The sequence below is a fragment of the Opitutus terrae PB90-1 genome, from assembly GCF_000019965.1.
Classification (GTDB): Bacteria; Verrucomicrobiota; Verrucomicrobiia; order Opitutales; family Opitutaceae; genus Opitutus; species Opitutus terrae.
In genome coordinates, this window is record NC_010571.1 from 4,449,557 (window position 1) to 4,464,873 (window position 15,317).

A 15,317-nucleotide genomic window follows, 5' to 3' on the forward strand; every position below is an offset into this window, starting at 1 on the left:
CGAATGGAAACCGTCAGCTTCACGCAGATCGGCGTTTTCATCGGATGCCTGATCGTGCTGGTAGCACTCGCGGCAGCGGTGAAGTCGCTGTTTCACCGCGAACCGCCGCTGCATCGGGAATACATCACGCGCGATGAGGTTGAGAAGATCGAGAAGCGGCTCACCGACGACCTCACGAAACAGGCTGGTTCGCGGAAAGACATCCATAAAGACATCGACCAGTTGCGCGTGGGCCAGGGGCGCCTCGAGGTAAAAACTGAAGAACTGGGCAAGCAGCTCACCAATCTGGACGACAAGATGGACCGCGTCCTTCTCCGTCTGCCGCGCATCGAGTCATGAACGACGAACAACTCGCCATCTTCCTCCTGCTCAGTCTCCACGCCGACGGCGAAATCGGCTGCTCGGAGGCGCGGCTGCTGCAGCGCGCGATCGCCGAGGGCTGGCCGCGGCTGACGCTCCCCGAGCTGCAGGTCACGCTGCGCGAGCTCGCGAACTCCGGCTGGGTGCTGTCGTGGAAACCCAAGCTCGCCGGCTGGCGATGGAAACTCGCCGAGCAGGGCGTGCTCGTGCTCCGCGAAAAGAACCTCGCATGAGCGACGACGCGGACATCGAGCGCGAGAGCGATCGCGCGATCGCCATCGAGGAAATGCACCTCGAGCACGTGGCCGATCTGCGCCGCCACAACCGGCAGCTGCTGTGGTTCGCGGCCGCGCTGCTGGTGTTGCTCGGGATGTTCGCGTGGGCGCTGATCACGCTCGCCGAACGCGTAACGGTTTTCTACATGCCGCCCGCGCGAGCGAAAGCTGCGGCGAGTGCTGAGAGTTCAGAGCTGAGAGCTGGCCCACTTAAACTTTACACTTCCGACTTTCACTCGCGCGCCGGCGGCGCGCGTTCCTTCCGCGGACTGGACCCCGCGGCGCTTGGACCGGCTGCTCAAAGAACCCTGCGGGGCGGCGACCTCTCCGTCGCCCCGCAGGAAAGCGGCTCACTCTGATGCCCACGCTGGCCGAGCAACAACTCTCTGCCGAGAAGTTCGCCGCGTTCTGCTCCGAGCTGCGGGCGCTTGCCGCGAAGCCGACGCTCGTCCAGGTGCAGGCCGTGCTCGTGCGCTACGGGGTCACGTCGCCGACGAGCAAGAGCGGCAAACCGTCGCCGATGGCGGCGAAGGCCGTGCTCGATGGACCGTTCGCCCGCTATGTCGCCCGCGTCAACGCCGGCCGGGAGACGCGCGAGGCGTTGTGCGCGGCCGCCGGCGCCGGCGTGCATCCACTCGACGCGATCGAGGAGGCGATGGTGATCGAGCTGCAGGACCAGCTCGTCGGCGCCAAGGATGGCGAGGTCGACGTCAAGTACATCGTCGACCAGCTCACGAAACTCCGCGCGTCGATCTCGATGCGGGAAAATTCCCGCCGGCAGCAGCAGGACCTCGAGCGGAAATTGACGGACAGCGAAGCGAGGCGCGCGACTGCTGAACGCGCGGTGCGGGTGCTAGAGCGGAGACTCGAGGCGGCGCAATTCGACGCGGCGAAAGCAGCGCTCGCCCACGTGAAGCAGCTCGGCGCGATCGCAGGCGACAAGACGATCGACGATGCGGAGCGGCTCGAGCGCGCGCGCAAACGTCTCTTCGGCGAGACGCCCGCGGGCGTGCGCTCGCTCGAGCAACTCGATGAGCGGCCGAACCGCGGCGGCAAGAAGGAGCACGCGTCGTGACCAAGGCTGCGAAGAAACTCGCCAAGGCGGCCGTCGCCGTCGCTGCGATCGCAGTCGCGACCGGCGGCATGGTCCCCACGCTGCTGCACTATCGCGGCTACCAGCTGCCGGTCATTCATGACCACACGACCAAGACGGCGATCCTCCACTGGTCGCGGCAAATCGGCAAGAGCACGACGCTCGCCGGCTGGGCGGTCGATCGGTTGCTCAAACAGCTTCAGACCCACGACACCTGGCTAGTCACGGTGCTCAGCAACTCGCGCGCGAATGGTGGCGAGTTCGTGCTGAAGGTGCACGAGGTGTGCCGTAAACTCGGGCAGGCGTTCGTCGAGGACGGAAACCGCGAAGCACTCGCCGACGACAAAACAATGTCCGAGGACGCGAAGCTCGAGCTGATGCGGTTCGAGGTGCGGCTGCAGGTCGGTCAAAAGCTGGGGCGCATCATCGTGCTAGCCGCGAATCCGCGCACCGCGCGCGGTTTTTCGGGCGATCTGATTCTCGACGAGTTCGCGTTCCACCAGGACTCCAGAGCGATCTGGGAAGCCGCCGAGCCGATCATCTCCGCGAACCCCGAGTTCCTGTGCCGGATTTCGAGCACGGGCAATGGCCGACGAAACATGTTCTACCAGTTGATCGCCGAGGGGCGTATCCCGTATTATCGGATGCGCCGCAGCGATGCCTGGAAGCGTGGCGAGATCCGCATCTACTCGGTCGTTACGGGCGAGGAGATCACGCCCGACCAGGCGCGGGCCGAAGCCTCGGACAAACGTGCTTACGACCAAAACTACGAAGGCGAGTTCAATGACGAGGCGAGCGCGTTGCTCACCCAGGAATTGATCAGCGCAGCGGAGCGCGAGGGCATCGCCATCGAGCACCAGGAATGGAGCGAGGCCACGATCGAGCGGCTGCGCACGAAGACTATTGGCGATCTCTTCCTTGGCCAGGACGTCGGCCGCAAGCGCGACTTCTCCGTGCAGACCGTGATCGAGCGGATCGGCAGCGGCTATCGCGTGGTCGCCATGCTGCGCATGGAAAACATGCGCCTGCCCGCGCAGCAGCGCGAGCTCGAGAAGATCTGCAAGTTGCCGAAGTTCCGCTCGGCCGAGATCGACATGACCGGCCTTGGGCTAGGACTCGTCGAGTATGCCCAAGAGGAGCCGTGGGGTGGCAACGTGCGGGGTGTGAATTTTGGGTCGAGCGAGCCGATCAGCCTCAAGCTGCGCGCCGATGGTAAAAAGGGCGAGACCGCGCCGGTCACCGAACTGATGGCGACCGAGCTGCTCGGCGTGTTCGAGGACAAGCGCATCGAGATCCCGATGGATCCCGAGCTGCGCGACGATTTGCGGAAGCCCGAAAAGCTCGTGAGCCCGAGCGGACGCGTCTCAATCGCTGCGGTGCGCGACGAAGCCGGGCACGCCGATCATTTCTGGTCGGTTGCGCTCGCGGTGCGCGCGAGCGTGCGTGGCGGAGTCCCGTTCGCCTATTCGCCGGTGCGCGGTGCGCACCGCGGCCGCGACGGCATGCGCCGGCGGCTCCTGGACAAGAAGGCGGTGACCCTGTGAGCACGGAATCGAACACGGCCAATCCGTCCGGCGCGGCGCCGAGCGTGCACATCACGCCGGAAATGGTGAAGAGCTATCGCCGCTCGCGGCTCGCGCGCCTGCGGCTCACGCCCGAGGTGCTGTCGCGCCAGCTCGAGCAGTTCGACGCCGGCAGCCTGCGCGAGTTTGCGCTCACGGCCGATGCGCTGCCGCGGCGCGACGATCGCATCGCGGTCGCGTGGCCGAAGCGGTGCAAGGCCGTCTCGCGGCGTGGCTATGTCATCCAGATCAACGACGGGCTCGAGGACGCGACCAAGGCCCGCGCAGAGCTGCACCAGGCCGCGCTCAAATACGCCTACGACAACTGCACGGCCGCGCATGCGCTCGACCTCAACAAGCGCGGCGGCTGGCGGCTCCTGGCTCGGCAGATGATGGAGGCGCTCGGCGTGCAATACGCCGTGCACGAGCTCGTCTTCCAGCCGCGCCTCGTCGACGGCCGGCCGCAGATGACGTTCACCGCGCATCACGTGCCGCTGTGGTTTTTCGAAAATTCCACCGGCCGGCTCCGCTTTCTGCGCGAGCAATACGCGCTCGAAGGCCAGCCGATGGCAGACAACGAATGGCTCGTCACGGTCGCCGACGAGGCGCTGATGCAGCCGCTGGCGATCGCCCGCTGCTTCAAGCAAATGTCGCTCGTCGACTGGCTGGCCTACTCGGAAAAATTCGGCATGCCCGGCCTGCTCGGCAAGACCGGCGCGCAGAAGGATTCGCCGGCGTGGGCCGCGATGCAGGAAGCCGTGGCCGACTTCGGCCAGGAGTGGGCGGCAGTGTGCAGCACCAACGACACGATCGACCTGGTCGAAGCCGCCGGCGGGCAGAACATGCCTTATCCGACGCTCGTCGATCGCATGGACCGCGCGATCGTGTCGATCTGCGTGGGCGGAGATCTCTCGACGATGAGCCAGCAGGGTGACGCCGTCGGCGCGCTGCCGCAGGCGGAGGCCGCCGAGGCATTTGAGGAAGACGATGCGCTCATGATCGAGGAATCGGTGCGGCAGATCTCGCGCTTCATCATCCGCGAGCTCTTCGACGAGGAGCCGCTGGCCTACCTGCAGATCGTCATCCCGAAGGCGAAGGACGCCACGGTGACCAAGGCGAAGATCGAGATCCTGGTCGATCGCGGGGTGCCAGTCGGCGCCGACTGGGCCCGGCAGGAGCTGGGCGTGCCCGCGCCCGCCGACGGCGAAGCCGTGCTGCAGGCCAGCGCCGCGGCGGCGCCGGGTTCCGGGTTCGGAGTTCCTGGGTTCGGCACTCAACTCTCAGCTCTCAACCCTCAACTTTCCTCCACCTTCGCGGCCGCCAATGCCGCCGAGGGCGCGCTGGGCACGCTGTTCCGCGACCGGGCCCTGGTCGCGCTCTCCGACGCCCAGCGCGAGCGGGCGGCGCCGCTCCTGGAGCGGGTGGCCGCGCTCAAGCGCGCCGACACGCCGGCCGCCTACGCCGCGGCGCTGCGCAAGCTCCAGGCGGATTTGCCCAAGCTGGCCGCTCCGATCCTCGCCGACCCCGTCCTTGCCAAGGCCATCGAGCTTACCCTGGGCCCGGCCTTCGCCTCCGGGCTGGCCTCTGCCTCCACCCCAAACGCTACCCAACGATGAAACCGTTTCTTTCGCTTATACGCGTTTTGCCTATCCTGGCATACGGGTTTTCCAACTTCGCGGCCCGGATAGCCTCCTTAAAGCGCCTTAAGGGGTGCCCTGAGGCAGGATTAATCCCCGCCGGCGATCTCGATTTGGCCAACGAAGCCGAGCCGCCGGCCGGCTCCGCCGAAATCCTCGGGCTGTGCAACGAGCTGGAGTTCGATGACGACGGCTGGGCGCTGATCCCCTACGGCGAAAGCCGCCACTCCGGCAAACCGGCGAAGCTCGACCTCAGCAATGCGGCCGACGTCGCCCTCGCCGAGCGCGCGAAGAAGGGCGTGATCCAGCGTTTCGCCCGCGAGGATGCCGAGCGGATCGTTGCCGAGGCGAAGAGCCTCTGGGGCCGGATCAAGCGCGCGGTCGTCGGCCTGCCGATCTTCAAGGGGCATCCCGACGCGCCCAACTATGCGAAGCGTTTTCCGGACAAGCGCGAGCGAGGGGGCATCGGCGATATGCAGGTCACCGATCGCGGGCTGCGCTTCCGGCCGGTGATCAACCAGCTCGGCGAGACCGACATCGAGTCCGGCTGGAGCGAGTTCTCGCCCTACTGGGTGACGCGCCCGGTGGGCGAGCGCGACGGCACGCCGATCGTCGCGCCGTTCCGCCTCAAGTCCATCGGCCTCGTGCCGCGCGGCAACATCCACGGCCTCTCCCTGGTGAATGCCGGCCGCGAAATCCTTTCCGACGATTCGGAAAACCCAACCATGAACAAACATCTGATCCGACTGCTCGCCGCGATGGGCTTCACCCTCGCTCCCGACGCCACGGACGACGCGGCTGGTGCCGTCGTCGATCAGGCGCTGCCGAAGTTCAACGCCGCCAACGCGGCCGCGACCGAACTCCCCACCGTCAAGAGCCAGGTGACGGCTCTCAACTCTCAGCTCTCAGCTCTCGCCTCGGAGAAGCTCGAGCTGGCGAACACCAAGGCCGATCTCACCGGCAAGCTTGCCGCGGCGGAAACGAAGGCCACGGCTGCGCGGAAAGCGTTCGCGAGCCACGTGATCGCGTCCGCGATCGTCGCCGGCCGCGTGCAGGCTGCGAAGAAAGACGAGGAGGAGCTCGCCCTGGTGAACAGCGCCGACATCGCCGCAGCCGCGGTCGAGGTCGACAAACGCGAGGCGCGTTTCAAGACGGCCTCGGGTCTCGGCGCGCTCAAGCAGCGCAGCGCCGAAGCGCAGTCGCGCCAGCAAACGCAGCTCGAGCTGGTGAATGCCGCGATGGAGGAGACTGACATCAAGGCGCTGCCGCCCGAGGACCGCTACGATGCGGCCTGGGCCCGCGCGCAGAAGAAGAACCCCGCGGCCTTCAAGCTCGAGCCCTGAGCCCTTCACGATCTCCGAACCCCTTCTCCAAACCAGCCAATAGATCCAACCCTCCCTGTCCTCCGTAGTCCCGCGCCCGCGGGACGAAGGAGGAAACCCTCAACTCACCTCCCCATGCCCGAACTCGATCCCAAGGAAAAGCTGGTGCGCGAAAAGATCCGCGCCGGCCTCACGCGCGAGCAGGCGCTCGCTGTCATCGCCGCCCAGGAAGAGCACGACGCCGCGCTCGCGGCCGAAGCGAAGAAACAGCCGGCGAAGAAGTAGTACCAGCCAGCTCTCAACCCCCAACTCCATGCCCTCCGTAGCCTCGGCGAAGGAGGGGCAACTCTCAACTCAGCTCCGCATGCATATCGTTCTTCAAATCGCGCTCATCGCGCTCGCTCTGCTCGCCGCGACCTGGCTGCTCGTCTCCTGGTCGAAGGGCTTTCGTAATCCGCCGGCTCCGACGCTCCATCTCGCGAACATCGGTGAGGGCACGCATCCGCACCCGGCGCTCTACACCGACGCGGCGATCGCCACCCGGCATCTGCTGTTCGCGGTGGGCTCCGACGCCACGCACATCGCCGTAGCGGCCGCTGACGATTGCCCGCTCGGCACCGTGCCCGACGAAGCTGGCGCCGCCGAGGAGCTCGTGGAGGTCGACCTGCTCACCAACGGAAAACCCAGGTTGATGGTCGCAAGCGAAGCGCTCGCGGCCGACGTGGATGTTTATACGGCCGACGGGGGAAAAATCCAGAACGAGCCCGCAGTTGCCGGCACGTGTTACCTCGTGGGCCGCACGCGCGCCGCGGCCGCCGGCAATAACAGCAAGGTCGAGGTGCTGCCGTGCAAGCCGATCAAGCTCGTCGTCATCGCCGCGCCCACCCAGACGGCCGACGGCACGATCGCCGCGCTCAATTCGACCGCGGTCAATCCCACCAAGGCCGACTTCGACGCGCTGCTCGCCGAGGCCGGCAAACTGCAGGCCGACTATTACGCGCTGGCGGCCGCGCTGGCGACGCCGGCGCTCGTGAAGGTCCTCGCCGAATAATCGCGGCTGCTTCAACCCTCGTTCATCAACTCCAAATTTTCCATCACGTGAAGAAAATCACTCGCTCCCTGCTGCAGCAGAAGGCGTTTCTCTCCCGGCTGCAGGCCATCGAATCCGCGCCGCTCGAGCTCATCGATCACGGCGGCGGCAGCGTCCAGCCCGGCGAGATCTACCTCGCCAACGAATCGCGCTTCCAGGAAAACTATTTCCAGGAGCACCTGACCACCTACGCCGTCGGCTGGCGCGACCCCAGCGACATCAGCGCCACGCGCCGGGTGTTTGCGCCCGAGGTCGAGGTGCCGCCGTTCTTCGAATACTCCGAGGCGATCAACGCCGAGGAGTTCATCGGCACCGACGACGACGACGTCAGCGCGATCGGCGCCGATTACAAACGGATCGAGCCCGACAAGCGCACCAAGGTCGTGGCCAAGGTGCCCGATCGCGGCATAATGCTCGTGGTCGATCTGCGATCGGTCCGCGGTCAGAGCGGCTGGGAGCAGAAGAAGGTGGCCCGGCTGCTGCGCCGCGTGGAGCGCAACCGGCTGCGCCGTGCCGTGGCGCTGATCAACGCGGCCGCGACCAACACGGGCAAGACCTGGGGCTCGAGCGCCGATCCCGACATGGACGTCGAGAACGAGCAGAAGCTCGCGCTAAACATCAACGGCGTCGGCTTCAACCGCGTCGTGTATGGGCACTCCGCCTGGATCCTGCGCAAGCAGGCCTACCGCGCCCAGGACAACGCGGGCGGCTACGCCAGCGCCGCGATGAACGAGAGCGATCTCGCCGGCTCCTTCATGGTCGATCGCGTGATGGTGTCGCGCGAGCGCTACCAGTCGACCGACGCCGCGAAGACGGAGATCGTCGGCTCGACGGTGCACATGTTCCACGCGGTCGACGGCGCCGACGTCGACGACGCGAGCAACATCAAGGCGTTCGTGGCGAAATACGGCGAGGGCGAGCAGGGCGCGGGCAACTTCGTGCGCGTGTTCATCGCCCCGATCTCGATCAATCTGGTGGGCATCGTCGTGAGCTACCAGGAGCTCGTCAAGATCACGAGCACGCTCGCGATCCGGAAGTTCACCGTCAGCTAGGTCAGCGTGCGTTTAGCGAGGCCCTGGGCGACGGCGTTGCAGGGCCTTTCAGAACCCACGAACCAAACCCAAACAGTGAGACACAGAGAACACAGAGAGCCCGATCCGAGAGCACAGAGTAAGGCAGGGTGCATTTGCTCCGTGGCCTCTGTGTCAGCGCTCCGTGACCTCCGTGCCCAAAGTCTGACATGAGTGCCTGGGAACCCATCATCATCCGCGACCTCGAGGACGCCCGGCACGCCGAGCTCGTCGAAGCGGTGCGCCGCAAGGCGCTCGCCATCGGCCAGCCTGATCCGCTGCCAAAGCTGATCCAGGACACGATCGACGAAATCCGCGGCTGCATCGGTTTCAAATCGCCGACGAAACTCGATGCCGACGAGACGAAGCTCGCGCGCAACCTGAAGCCGCTCGCGATCGGGAAGATCGCCCGAGAGATGGTGCTCCGCCTCGGCCGCACCTGGAGCGACACCGACGACAAGGCCGAGAGCACCTACCAGAAGCGCCTCGAGCAGCTCCGCGACGGCGACTGGCCCGTCGACGCGCCGGATACCGCGATCGCCGCGACTGCCCAGGCCCCAGCCAGCGGAATCTCGGTCGCCAAGAAAACCAAACGCCTCTCTACGCGCCATACCCTCGGCGCCCTCTGATCCGGCTCTCAGCTCTAGACTCTCAGCTCTCAACTAGATCGTGCCCTTCTCCCTCACCAAGCCCATGCCGCTCGACGAAGCGGTGCAGCGGATCGAGTCCAAGACTCCGATCGCCGCGAAGCTGTCGTCGGCCGAGTGGCAGGAGGTCGCGGTGGGGCTGAGCGATCGCGCGTTCTTCTCCGCCAAGGTCGACGACATCCGCACCGTCGTCACAATGCAGGGCAACATCCAGGAGGCGCTCGACCTCTCGTCGCGCGATGCCGGCCGCGCCTTCATGTCGCGCGACAAGTTCGTCGCCGACATGCGCGAGCAGCTCGGAGCGAAGGAAGGTGATACCGGGCGGATCACCGACATCACATCGCAGCGCAGGCTGAATCTCATCTACGACTTCCAGGTCGAGGACGCGATGGAGCACGGCCGGTGGCTGATCGGCCAGGACCCGGAGAGCCTCGCCGCGGCACCGTGTCAGGAGCTCGTGCGTGTGGAGTCGCGCGAGGAGGAGCGCAACTGGAAGCAGATCTGGCAGGACGCCGGCGGCACGCTCTACGACGGGCGCATGATCGCGCGCAAGGACGATCCGATCTGGACGAAGATCTCCGACTTCGGCCGGCCGTGGCCACCGTTCAAATACGGCTCGGGCATGGGGGTGGAGGACATTTTCTACGACGAGGCGATCGAACTCCGCGTGATGAAGCCCGACGACGTGGTGCAGCCTACGGCCAAGGATTTCAATGCCGGGCTGCAGGCGAAGATCCCCGATGCCTCGCCGGCGGTGCTCGAGGGCTTCAAACAGATCTTCGGCGATCAGGTCGACGTCGGCCGCGACGGCAAGATCACCTGGCAGGGCGATCGCATCGCTAAGCTCTACGAGCGGGCGATCGCAGATCCGGCCGTGAAATGGTCGCTCGACCTGGGCGAGGCCACGGGCGAGACGATCGCGGCCGCGCAACAGGCGGGCGTGGATCTCACGGACGCACACCTGCACCTGGACGCCGACTCCATTCGCCACGCGCACAACCTGCACGGCCCGACGGAAGCTCGCGCCGATCAGCGGCCGATCATGGCGCGCGATTTCAAGCTCGTGCCCCACGTGTGGCGTAGCCCCGACGAAGTGCTGCCGGGCAAGACGCCGGGCACGCTCGAGCTGCGTAAGCACGTGGCCGGCCAGGTCGTGGCGGTGGTGTACGATCGCGCGGCGCATTCGCCGCGGTGGGGCTTGCGCACGCTCTACGTCAAAAAAGAGGAAGGAGGCGGAACCTGAGCTCCGCCTCCCATCGCCGCCGGCTGCCTTGGTGCTCTGTCGAGCTCCTGGCTGAACGGCCGAACCGCACCCACCGACGCGCATCGGTAACCTAGCACCTCATCTTACACTTTCAACCTTCAACTCGCGTCAGCGACATGATCCGCGCCACCGTCATCGCCAATACCGCCACGCCGGTCCTGAACGCGCTTTACAACCGCGTGGCGCCGGGCCGGCGCAAGCCCCTGATGACGGCCGTGGGTCGCCGCGTGGAGCGACTGTTGCGCCGGCACTTCACGGCGCGCGATGCCGAGGGCAACAAGCGCGGTTGGCCGCGATCGCACTTCTGGTCGCGGATCCGCCGCGCCACGGCCTTCGCCGGCGCCAACGATGTGGCCGCAAAGATCTCCATCTCCGATCCCGCGCTTGCGATGAAGGTGCACGGCGGAAAGATTTATCCGACCGCCGGCCGGCAGAACCTCGCGCTGCCGCTGCGGCCGGAGGCCAAGATCGCCGGCTCGCCGCGGGCGAAGCTGATCCCTGGTTTGTTCGTCCTGGTCGGGCCTGGCCGCGCGTGGTTGGCCCGCCGCGAGGACCGGGCCTTAAGGCTCTATTACAAGCTCGTAAAGAGCGTCACTCAGACGGCCGATCCGCGCGCGCTGCCGTATCGCGTGGAGATCTATCGCGAGGTGCGCGTCGGCATCACCACGTTCCTCAAGCGCGAGACCAGCTCCCAAGCATGAGCCACAGAGAACACAAAGCTCCGACACAGAGAGCACAGAGCAATGCCTTGCTCCCGTGTCCTCTGTTTGGTCCTCCGGCTCGGCTCTGTGTCTAGGTTCGGGCTCTCAACTCTCAACTCTCAGCTCTCAACTAGCTAGTGCCCTACGTATCGACAGTCACACTTCTGGAAGCCGTGAAGGCTGCGCTCGAGGCGCTGTCGCACGACGCGGCCAACGATCACGGGGCGAAGATGTTCGATCTGGTGGGTTTCTACAACACGAAGAGCCCACAGAAGGCGCTGTACGATCTCTTCGCCACGCAGGAGCAGCGCTGCGCGTTCATCGTGCCCGGAGGCGATGCCTATCAGAACGCCGGGGGCCGGGATGCCGTATCCGTGGTGTCGCACCGCGACACCGACTTTTCACTGCTGCTGTGCGATCGCGCATGGGTGCCGAGCGAACAGGCTGCGCTGATCGGCGGACCCGACAATCTCGGCGTGCTCGTGCTGAAGGAGCGCGTAGTGGCCGCGCTGAGCGGCCAGTCGCTCGCGCTGCCTGGCGTGGTGCTGCTGCCGCAGGAAGGCGGCATCCTCGAGCTCTACGATCCGCGCGGCGGCGACGACGGACGCACCTGCTGGGATCAGCCGTTCACCACCTATGCCGGCCGCGAAAAAATCTCCGTCGGCTGAACCCCAATATCCGAACATGAGCCACAGAGCACACCCCACAGAGTTCACAGAGCAAGGCCTGGTGGATTGCTCCGTGCTCTCGGTCCGGGCCTCCGTGACCTCTGTGTCCAAGGTCTGAATCTCCGAAACCCGAACCTCAACACTCAACCCTCAACTAAACTCCCATGGCCAGACCCGCAGTCGAATTCTCCGCGGCCGATATCGTCATCGGCCACACGTCGATCCTCCAGCTCACGCCGCCCGGCGCCGAGCCGACCCCCGTCAACCTCAAGTCGAAGCTCGTCGACTACGACGGCAACAACGAGATCCTGCGCGCGAAGTTTCCCGACGCGACCGGCGTCAAGCGCACGCGCAAGGTCAAGCGTATCGGCGCGACGGAGATGTTCATCGTCGAGACGAAGGAGTTCAAGAAGGTCGTCACTCTGCTCGCCGGCAAGATGACGGCGGTGATCGACACGCACACCGCGCAGCTTTGGGTGTGCGATTACGACGACGCCGCCGGCGACAGCGCGATCGTCACCGACGCCTTCCCGTGCGCGTTCTACCGGCAGAACGGCCAGAATCGTTTCGCGGCCGAGGGCGGCGACGACGCCGGCACCTCCGCCACGATCGTGGTCGAGGCGATGAAAGACGGCGACGTCATCCTCTCGATCGACAGCGCGACGTAAAGCCGGAGCACACGAGTCATTCATAGCCTATCCACCCATGCGCCTCCCGCGTCTCCAAGTCCGACTCGGCAACACCGTCACGTGGCAGATCGACATCGCCCGTGACGGTGCGGCCATGGACCTTGATGGCTGCCTCGTCGAGGCCACGATCAAGCGTTGGACCGATGCGCCGCTCGAGGATGCCCCGGTCGTGCTCACCGCGCGCAGCGGCGAGGCGATCACGCACAGCGCCGTGCGCGGCCGCGCGTTTATCCACCTCTCGCGCGCCGCCATCGGCGAGCTCGATCGCTCCCAGATCTACTCGCTCGAGGTGGTCGTCTCCGACGCCGGCGATCATCGCTCGACGCCTGACGGGCTCTTTCTCCGCCTGGAGGTGCTCCCGAGTCACGGCCGCTGATTCCCCCTACCTGTAAACCTCAACCCAACCTCCCGCCATGTCTGGTTTCTTTACCACCGCCTTCCGCAACAGCTCGCTCGATCATTCCTTCGGCGGCCCGGACCGTGCCCGCGCTGCCAATCTCTACTTCGCACCCGTCACCACCGCTCCGGCTGCCGACGGCTCCGGCGTGGTCGAAGCCGCATGGACCGGCCTTGCGCGTCTCCAGAAGACGAATAACGCCGTAAACTTCCCCGCGTCCGCCAACGGCCAGAAGCTGATTGCCACCGATCTCACCTTCGCCGAACTGCCGGCCGACCACGTGGGCACGATCGATATCGTCGGCCTCGCGATCTACGAGCAAGCCGTCGGCGGCACGCCGATCGGTTACGCGCCGGCGCCGAAGACGGTGGCCGCGCTCGACACCTACTTCGTCGCGGCCAACACCGCGTCGCTCGAGTTCAACAACGCCGCCTGAGTCCGTGTATCTCACCGGCACAATCAAGCAGGTCACGCCGCGCTGGATCCTCGCGGCGCCTGGTCTGCTGGTAGCCGCCTACGGCCGCGTGACCGCGGCCGCGCACACGGTGCGCCGCGTGGCGCCCGTCGTGCGGCTCTCCGGCGCGATCTCAACGGCGGCCGGCTGCGTGCGCCGCGTGGTGCCGGCGTTGACGCTCTCTGCCAGGATCTCAGCCATTGCCCGGCGCGGGCGCCGCGTCGTGTCCGACGTCGTCGCCGGCGCAGCCCAATGTGCCGCGATCGCTCGCCGGGCCCGGCGTGGCGTCGCCGAGTCCACGCCGGCGCTCGGCTCGATCACCATCGTCACCGGCGCGCGCGCCAAGTCCACGCTCCTCTGGGCCGACGGCACCGCCGCCGGCTGGGGCGATGGCACCGAAATCCAAATCTACCGTTAGCCATGGCCACCTCTCTCAACTCCAAAACGCGTACGTCTGACCTTCGCGCGACCGACATCCTCCACCTCATGCGCGACCCCGATTTGCCGGGGCGTGCCGATCTCGGGATTGTTGCCGCCGCCCTTGGACACCACATCGGCGGCGGGCGTGCTCTCCGTGATGCGATCTATCTTGATGGCGCCACCGCTGGGGCGCGTTTCTTCTGGGCGTTGGGCGCCCCCGGCGATGTTAGCGCGTCCGACTGGACACTCCCTTTGCTTTGGCTCGATCCACCCAGCGCGAACCCCTCCGGTTCTGTGAGCATCGTCGGTTTCGGCGCTAACTCCGATCCACTCACGACGGGGGACGCTGGTGTCCTCGCCTACCTGACCAACACGGGCCGACTCAATATCGAGATCACGTCACTATGGGGCACGAACACGCGGCGGAAGGAATACGACAATTTTGTCACGACCTACCTGAAGGGGCTTCCGACCCTGCTGCATTTTCGGCGGAACTTCGCGGGCAACGACTTCTCGCTCGTCGTCAACGGCACGCCGGTAGCCGCGAGCCGCGAAGGCGCCGACGGCGCGTCCCCGCCGGCATGGACTTACGCGCATCCCGCGGCCTATTTCTCGATTGGCGCGCGCGGCGGTGCGACGCGCGCGGGCGGCCGGTTCATCGTGTTCGCACCGATCAATGCGGTGCTGAGCGACGCCGACTGCACGACTCACGCACTAAGCGGAAAATTGCCGCCGTGGTGCGAACTTGGGAATGGGAGTGCGGTCGCAATCGTTTCGCCGTCTTTGCGCAACGGCGGGTTTGAGACTGCTGGAGCCGGCGGAGCCGACCAGCTAGCCACGTGGGGTGAGTCAATCACAGGCGGGTCATCGGTGCTGCGTGATACTACGGTTTTCCGGTCAGGAGCGGCATCGGCCAAACTGACCGTTACGAGTTTCGCGGAGTATGCGACCGTTTGGCTCAACCTCGCCAGCGGCGGGATGGTCTCTGGCTGGAGGTATCGCCTTGAGTTCTGGGCACGAGGGGCCACGGGCGGAGAGAAAGTGTCCGTCCGCGCAGTCGATGCGATTAAGGGGACCTACTTGTCGGGCCAGGTGTTGACCGCAGAGTGGGCCAAGTACGCAGTAGAGTTTATCTGCGTCGACGGATTTCAGATTTCGCTCACGTACAGCGAATCCGGCGCAGCTTCGATCTATATCGACGACGGAACGCTCATTGCGCTTGGGCCCTCATTCAAGCCAGGACTGCAGGACGGGTCGTATCAGTCCTGCCGTGATATGGGCGCAAACGGAATAGACAGCATCCACACCGCCGGCGCGTCCGTGCTCGTCGACGGCAAGCGCCGCCCGCAGGTCCGCGCCAAAAACGTCAACGTCGGAACAGCCGCCTACCTGATCCAGTCCGCCGACATGCTTTTCGCTGGGTGGGATATCGACTGTATCCAGATCACGAACAACGGCGCCAGCTCCGCCGTCGACGTCAAGGTCCAGCTCTCCGACGGCACCAATCACACCGACCTCATGGCCGCAGTGACGATCCCGGCCGGCGGGACGAAGCTCGCTTATCCCGCGGACGGCGGACTCGACACGCGCCGCCGGCTTCGTGCCGTCGCCACGAGTGGCGCCGACAACCTCACGTTCAACTTCAGCCTGCGCAAACGCGCCTAACCG

19 protein-coding genes are annotated in these 15,317 nt (G+C 65.9%); all 19 read left to right on the forward strand.

All coding sequences use genetic code 11. The features are described 5' to 3' along the window. Positions 1 to 3: 3 nt before the first annotated feature. Positions 4 to 339, forward strand: coding sequence for a hypothetical protein (locus tag OTER_RS17250; protein ID WP_012376218.1), 336 nt, complete (start codon positions 4 to 6; stop codon positions 337 to 339). Then, positions 336 to 593, forward strand: a complete 258-nt coding sequence (locus OTER_RS17255) for a hypothetical protein (protein ID WP_012376219.1) — start codon at positions 336 to 338, stop codon at positions 591 to 593. Before OTER_RS17250 ends, OTER_RS17255 begins: the two co-directional genes overlap by 4 nt. Further along, positions 590 to 994 carry a hypothetical protein gene (locus OTER_RS17260; protein WP_012376220.1) on the forward strand — a complete coding sequence of 135 codons (405 nt, stop codon included), beginning with the start codon at positions 590 to 592 and terminating at the stop codon, positions 992 to 994. The genes OTER_RS17255 and OTER_RS17260 overlap by 4 nt, the downstream gene beginning before the upstream one ends. Continuing rightward, entirely contained in the window at positions 994 to 1,710 is a 717-nt protein-coding gene (locus OTER_RS17265; protein WP_012376221.1) for a hypothetical protein, read from the forward strand. The genes OTER_RS17260 and OTER_RS17265 overlap by 1 nt, the downstream gene beginning before the upstream one ends. Next, on the forward strand, positions 1,707 to 3,272 hold the full coding sequence (locus OTER_RS17270; RefSeq protein ID WP_012376222.1) for a terminase large subunit domain-containing protein: 1,566 nt from the start codon (positions 1,707 to 1,709) through the stop codon (positions 3,270 to 3,272). The genes OTER_RS17265 and OTER_RS17270 overlap by 4 nt, the downstream gene beginning before the upstream one ends. Beyond that, positions 3,269 to 4,906, forward strand: a complete 1,638-nt coding sequence (locus OTER_RS17275) for a phage portal protein family protein (RefSeq protein WP_012376223.1) — start codon at positions 3,269 to 3,271, stop codon at positions 4,904 to 4,906. Before OTER_RS17270 ends, OTER_RS17275 begins: the two co-directional genes overlap by 4 nt. Further along, the gene (locus tag OTER_RS17280) at positions 4,903 to 6,270 is read left to right on the forward strand and encodes a hypothetical protein (protein ID WP_012376224.1); all 1,368 of its coding nucleotides are present in this window, start codon (positions 4,903 to 4,905) and stop codon (positions 6,268 to 6,270) included. Before OTER_RS17275 ends, OTER_RS17280 begins: the two co-directional genes overlap by 4 nt. A 114-nt stretch (positions 6,271 to 6,384) precedes the next feature. Further along, the gene (locus tag OTER_RS26275; RefSeq protein WP_012376225.1) at positions 6,385 to 6,534 is read left to right on the forward strand and encodes a hypothetical protein; all 150 of its coding nucleotides are present in this window, start codon (positions 6,385 to 6,387) and stop codon (positions 6,532 to 6,534) included. A 28-nt stretch (positions 6,535 to 6,562) separates the two neighbouring features. Then, a complete protein-coding gene (locus OTER_RS17285) occupies positions 6,563 to 7,300 on the forward strand; it encodes a hypothetical protein (RefSeq protein ID WP_012376226.1) in 738 nt (245 codons plus the stop codon). Positions 7,301 to 7,347: 47 nt separating this feature from the next. Then, positions 7,348 to 8,391 (forward strand): hypothetical protein, encoded by a 1,044-nt coding sequence (locus tag OTER_RS17290; RefSeq protein ID WP_012376227.1) that lies wholly within the window; start codon positions 7,348 to 7,350, stop codon positions 8,389 to 8,391. Positions 8,392 to 8,579: 188 nt separating this feature from the next. Then, entirely contained in the window at positions 8,580 to 9,038 is a 459-nt protein-coding gene (locus OTER_RS17295; RefSeq protein ID WP_012376228.1) for a hypothetical protein, read from the forward strand. Positions 9,039 to 9,078: 40 nt separating this feature from the next. Continuing rightward, positions 9,079 to 10,299, forward strand: coding sequence for a hypothetical protein (locus OTER_RS17300; RefSeq protein ID WP_148218164.1), 1,221 nt, complete (start codon positions 9,079 to 9,081; stop codon positions 10,297 to 10,299). A gap of 137 nt (positions 10,300 to 10,436) precedes the next feature. Next, positions 10,437 to 11,021: a hypothetical protein gene (locus OTER_RS17305; RefSeq protein WP_012376230.1), complete on the forward strand. Its 585-nt coding sequence runs from the start codon at positions 10,437 to 10,439 to the stop codon at positions 11,019 to 11,021. Between the two features lie 173 nt (positions 11,022 to 11,194). After that, the gene (locus OTER_RS17310; RefSeq protein WP_044891850.1) at positions 11,195 to 11,689 is read left to right on the forward strand and encodes a hypothetical protein; all 495 of its coding nucleotides are present in this window, start codon (positions 11,195 to 11,197) and stop codon (positions 11,687 to 11,689) included. Between the two features lie 164 nt (positions 11,690 to 11,853). Beyond that, entirely contained in the window at positions 11,854 to 12,357 is a 504-nt protein-coding gene (locus tag OTER_RS17315) for a hypothetical protein (RefSeq protein ID WP_012376232.1), read from the forward strand. 37 nt (positions 12,358 to 12,394) lie between these two features. Then, complete coding sequence (locus tag OTER_RS17320) at positions 12,395 to 12,754, forward strand: hypothetical protein (protein ID WP_012376233.1); 360 nt, start codon at positions 12,395 to 12,397, stop codon at positions 12,752 to 12,754. 37 nt (positions 12,755 to 12,791) lie between these two features. Continuing rightward, entirely contained in the window at positions 12,792 to 13,211 is a 420-nt protein-coding gene (locus OTER_RS17325) for a phage tail fiber protein (RefSeq protein WP_012376234.1), read from the forward strand. Between the two features lie 4 nt (positions 13,212 to 13,215). Next, positions 13,216 to 13,647 (forward strand): hypothetical protein, encoded by a 432-nt coding sequence (locus OTER_RS17330; protein ID WP_012376235.1) that lies wholly within the window; start codon positions 13,216 to 13,218, stop codon positions 13,645 to 13,647. Positions 13,648 to 13,649: 2 nt separating this feature from the next. Continuing rightward, the gene (locus OTER_RS17335) at positions 13,650 to 15,314 is read left to right on the forward strand and encodes a hypothetical protein (protein WP_012376236.1); all 1,665 of its coding nucleotides are present in this window, start codon (positions 13,650 to 13,652) and stop codon (positions 15,312 to 15,314) included. The last annotated feature ends 3 nt before the right edge of the window (positions 15,315 to 15,317 follow it).

Excerpts from the sequence above, each read along its gene's own strand:
- OTER_RS17250 (WP_012376218.1), top strand. The coding sequence starts at position 4 with ATGGAAACCGTCAGCTTCACGCAGATCGGCGTTTTCATCGGATGCCTG.
- OTER_RS17255 (WP_012376219.1), top strand. The coding sequence starts at position 336 with ATGAACGACGAACAACTCGCCATCTTCCTCCTGCTCAGTCTCCACGCC.
- OTER_RS17260 (WP_012376220.1), top strand. The coding sequence starts at position 590 with ATGAGCGACGACGCGGACATCGAGCGCGAGAGCGATCGCGCGATCGCC.
- OTER_RS17265 (WP_012376221.1), top strand. The coding sequence starts at position 994 with ATGCCCACGCTGGCCGAGCAACAACTCTCTGCCGAGAAGTTCGCCGCG.
- OTER_RS17280 (WP_012376224.1), top strand. The coding sequence starts at position 4,903 with ATGAAACCGTTTCTTTCGCTTATACGCGTTTTGCCTATCCTGGCATAC.
- OTER_RS26275 (WP_012376225.1), top strand. The coding sequence starts at position 6,385 with ATGCCCGAACTCGATCCCAAGGAAAAGCTGGTGCGCGAAAAGATCCGC.
- OTER_RS17285 (WP_012376226.1), top strand. The coding sequence starts at position 6,563 with ATGCCCTCCGTAGCCTCGGCGAAGGAGGGGCAACTCTCAACTCAGCTC.
- OTER_RS17295 (WP_012376228.1), top strand. The coding sequence starts at position 8,580 with ATGAGTGCCTGGGAACCCATCATCATCCGCGACCTCGAGGACGCCCGG.
- OTER_RS17305 (WP_012376230.1), top strand. The coding sequence starts at position 10,437 with ATGATCCGCGCCACCGTCATCGCCAATACCGCCACGCCGGTCCTGAAC.
- OTER_RS17315 (WP_012376232.1), top strand. The coding sequence starts at position 11,854 with ATGGCCAGACCCGCAGTCGAATTCTCCGCGGCCGATATCGTCATCGGC.
- OTER_RS17320 (WP_012376233.1), top strand. The coding sequence starts at position 12,395 with ATGCGCCTCCCGCGTCTCCAAGTCCGACTCGGCAACACCGTCACGTGG.
- OTER_RS17325 (WP_012376234.1), top strand. The coding sequence starts at position 12,792 with ATGTCTGGTTTCTTTACCACCGCCTTCCGCAACAGCTCGCTCGATCAT.
- OTER_RS17335 (WP_012376236.1), top strand. The coding sequence starts at position 13,650 with ATGGCCACCTCTCTCAACTCCAAAACGCGTACGTCTGACCTTCGCGCG.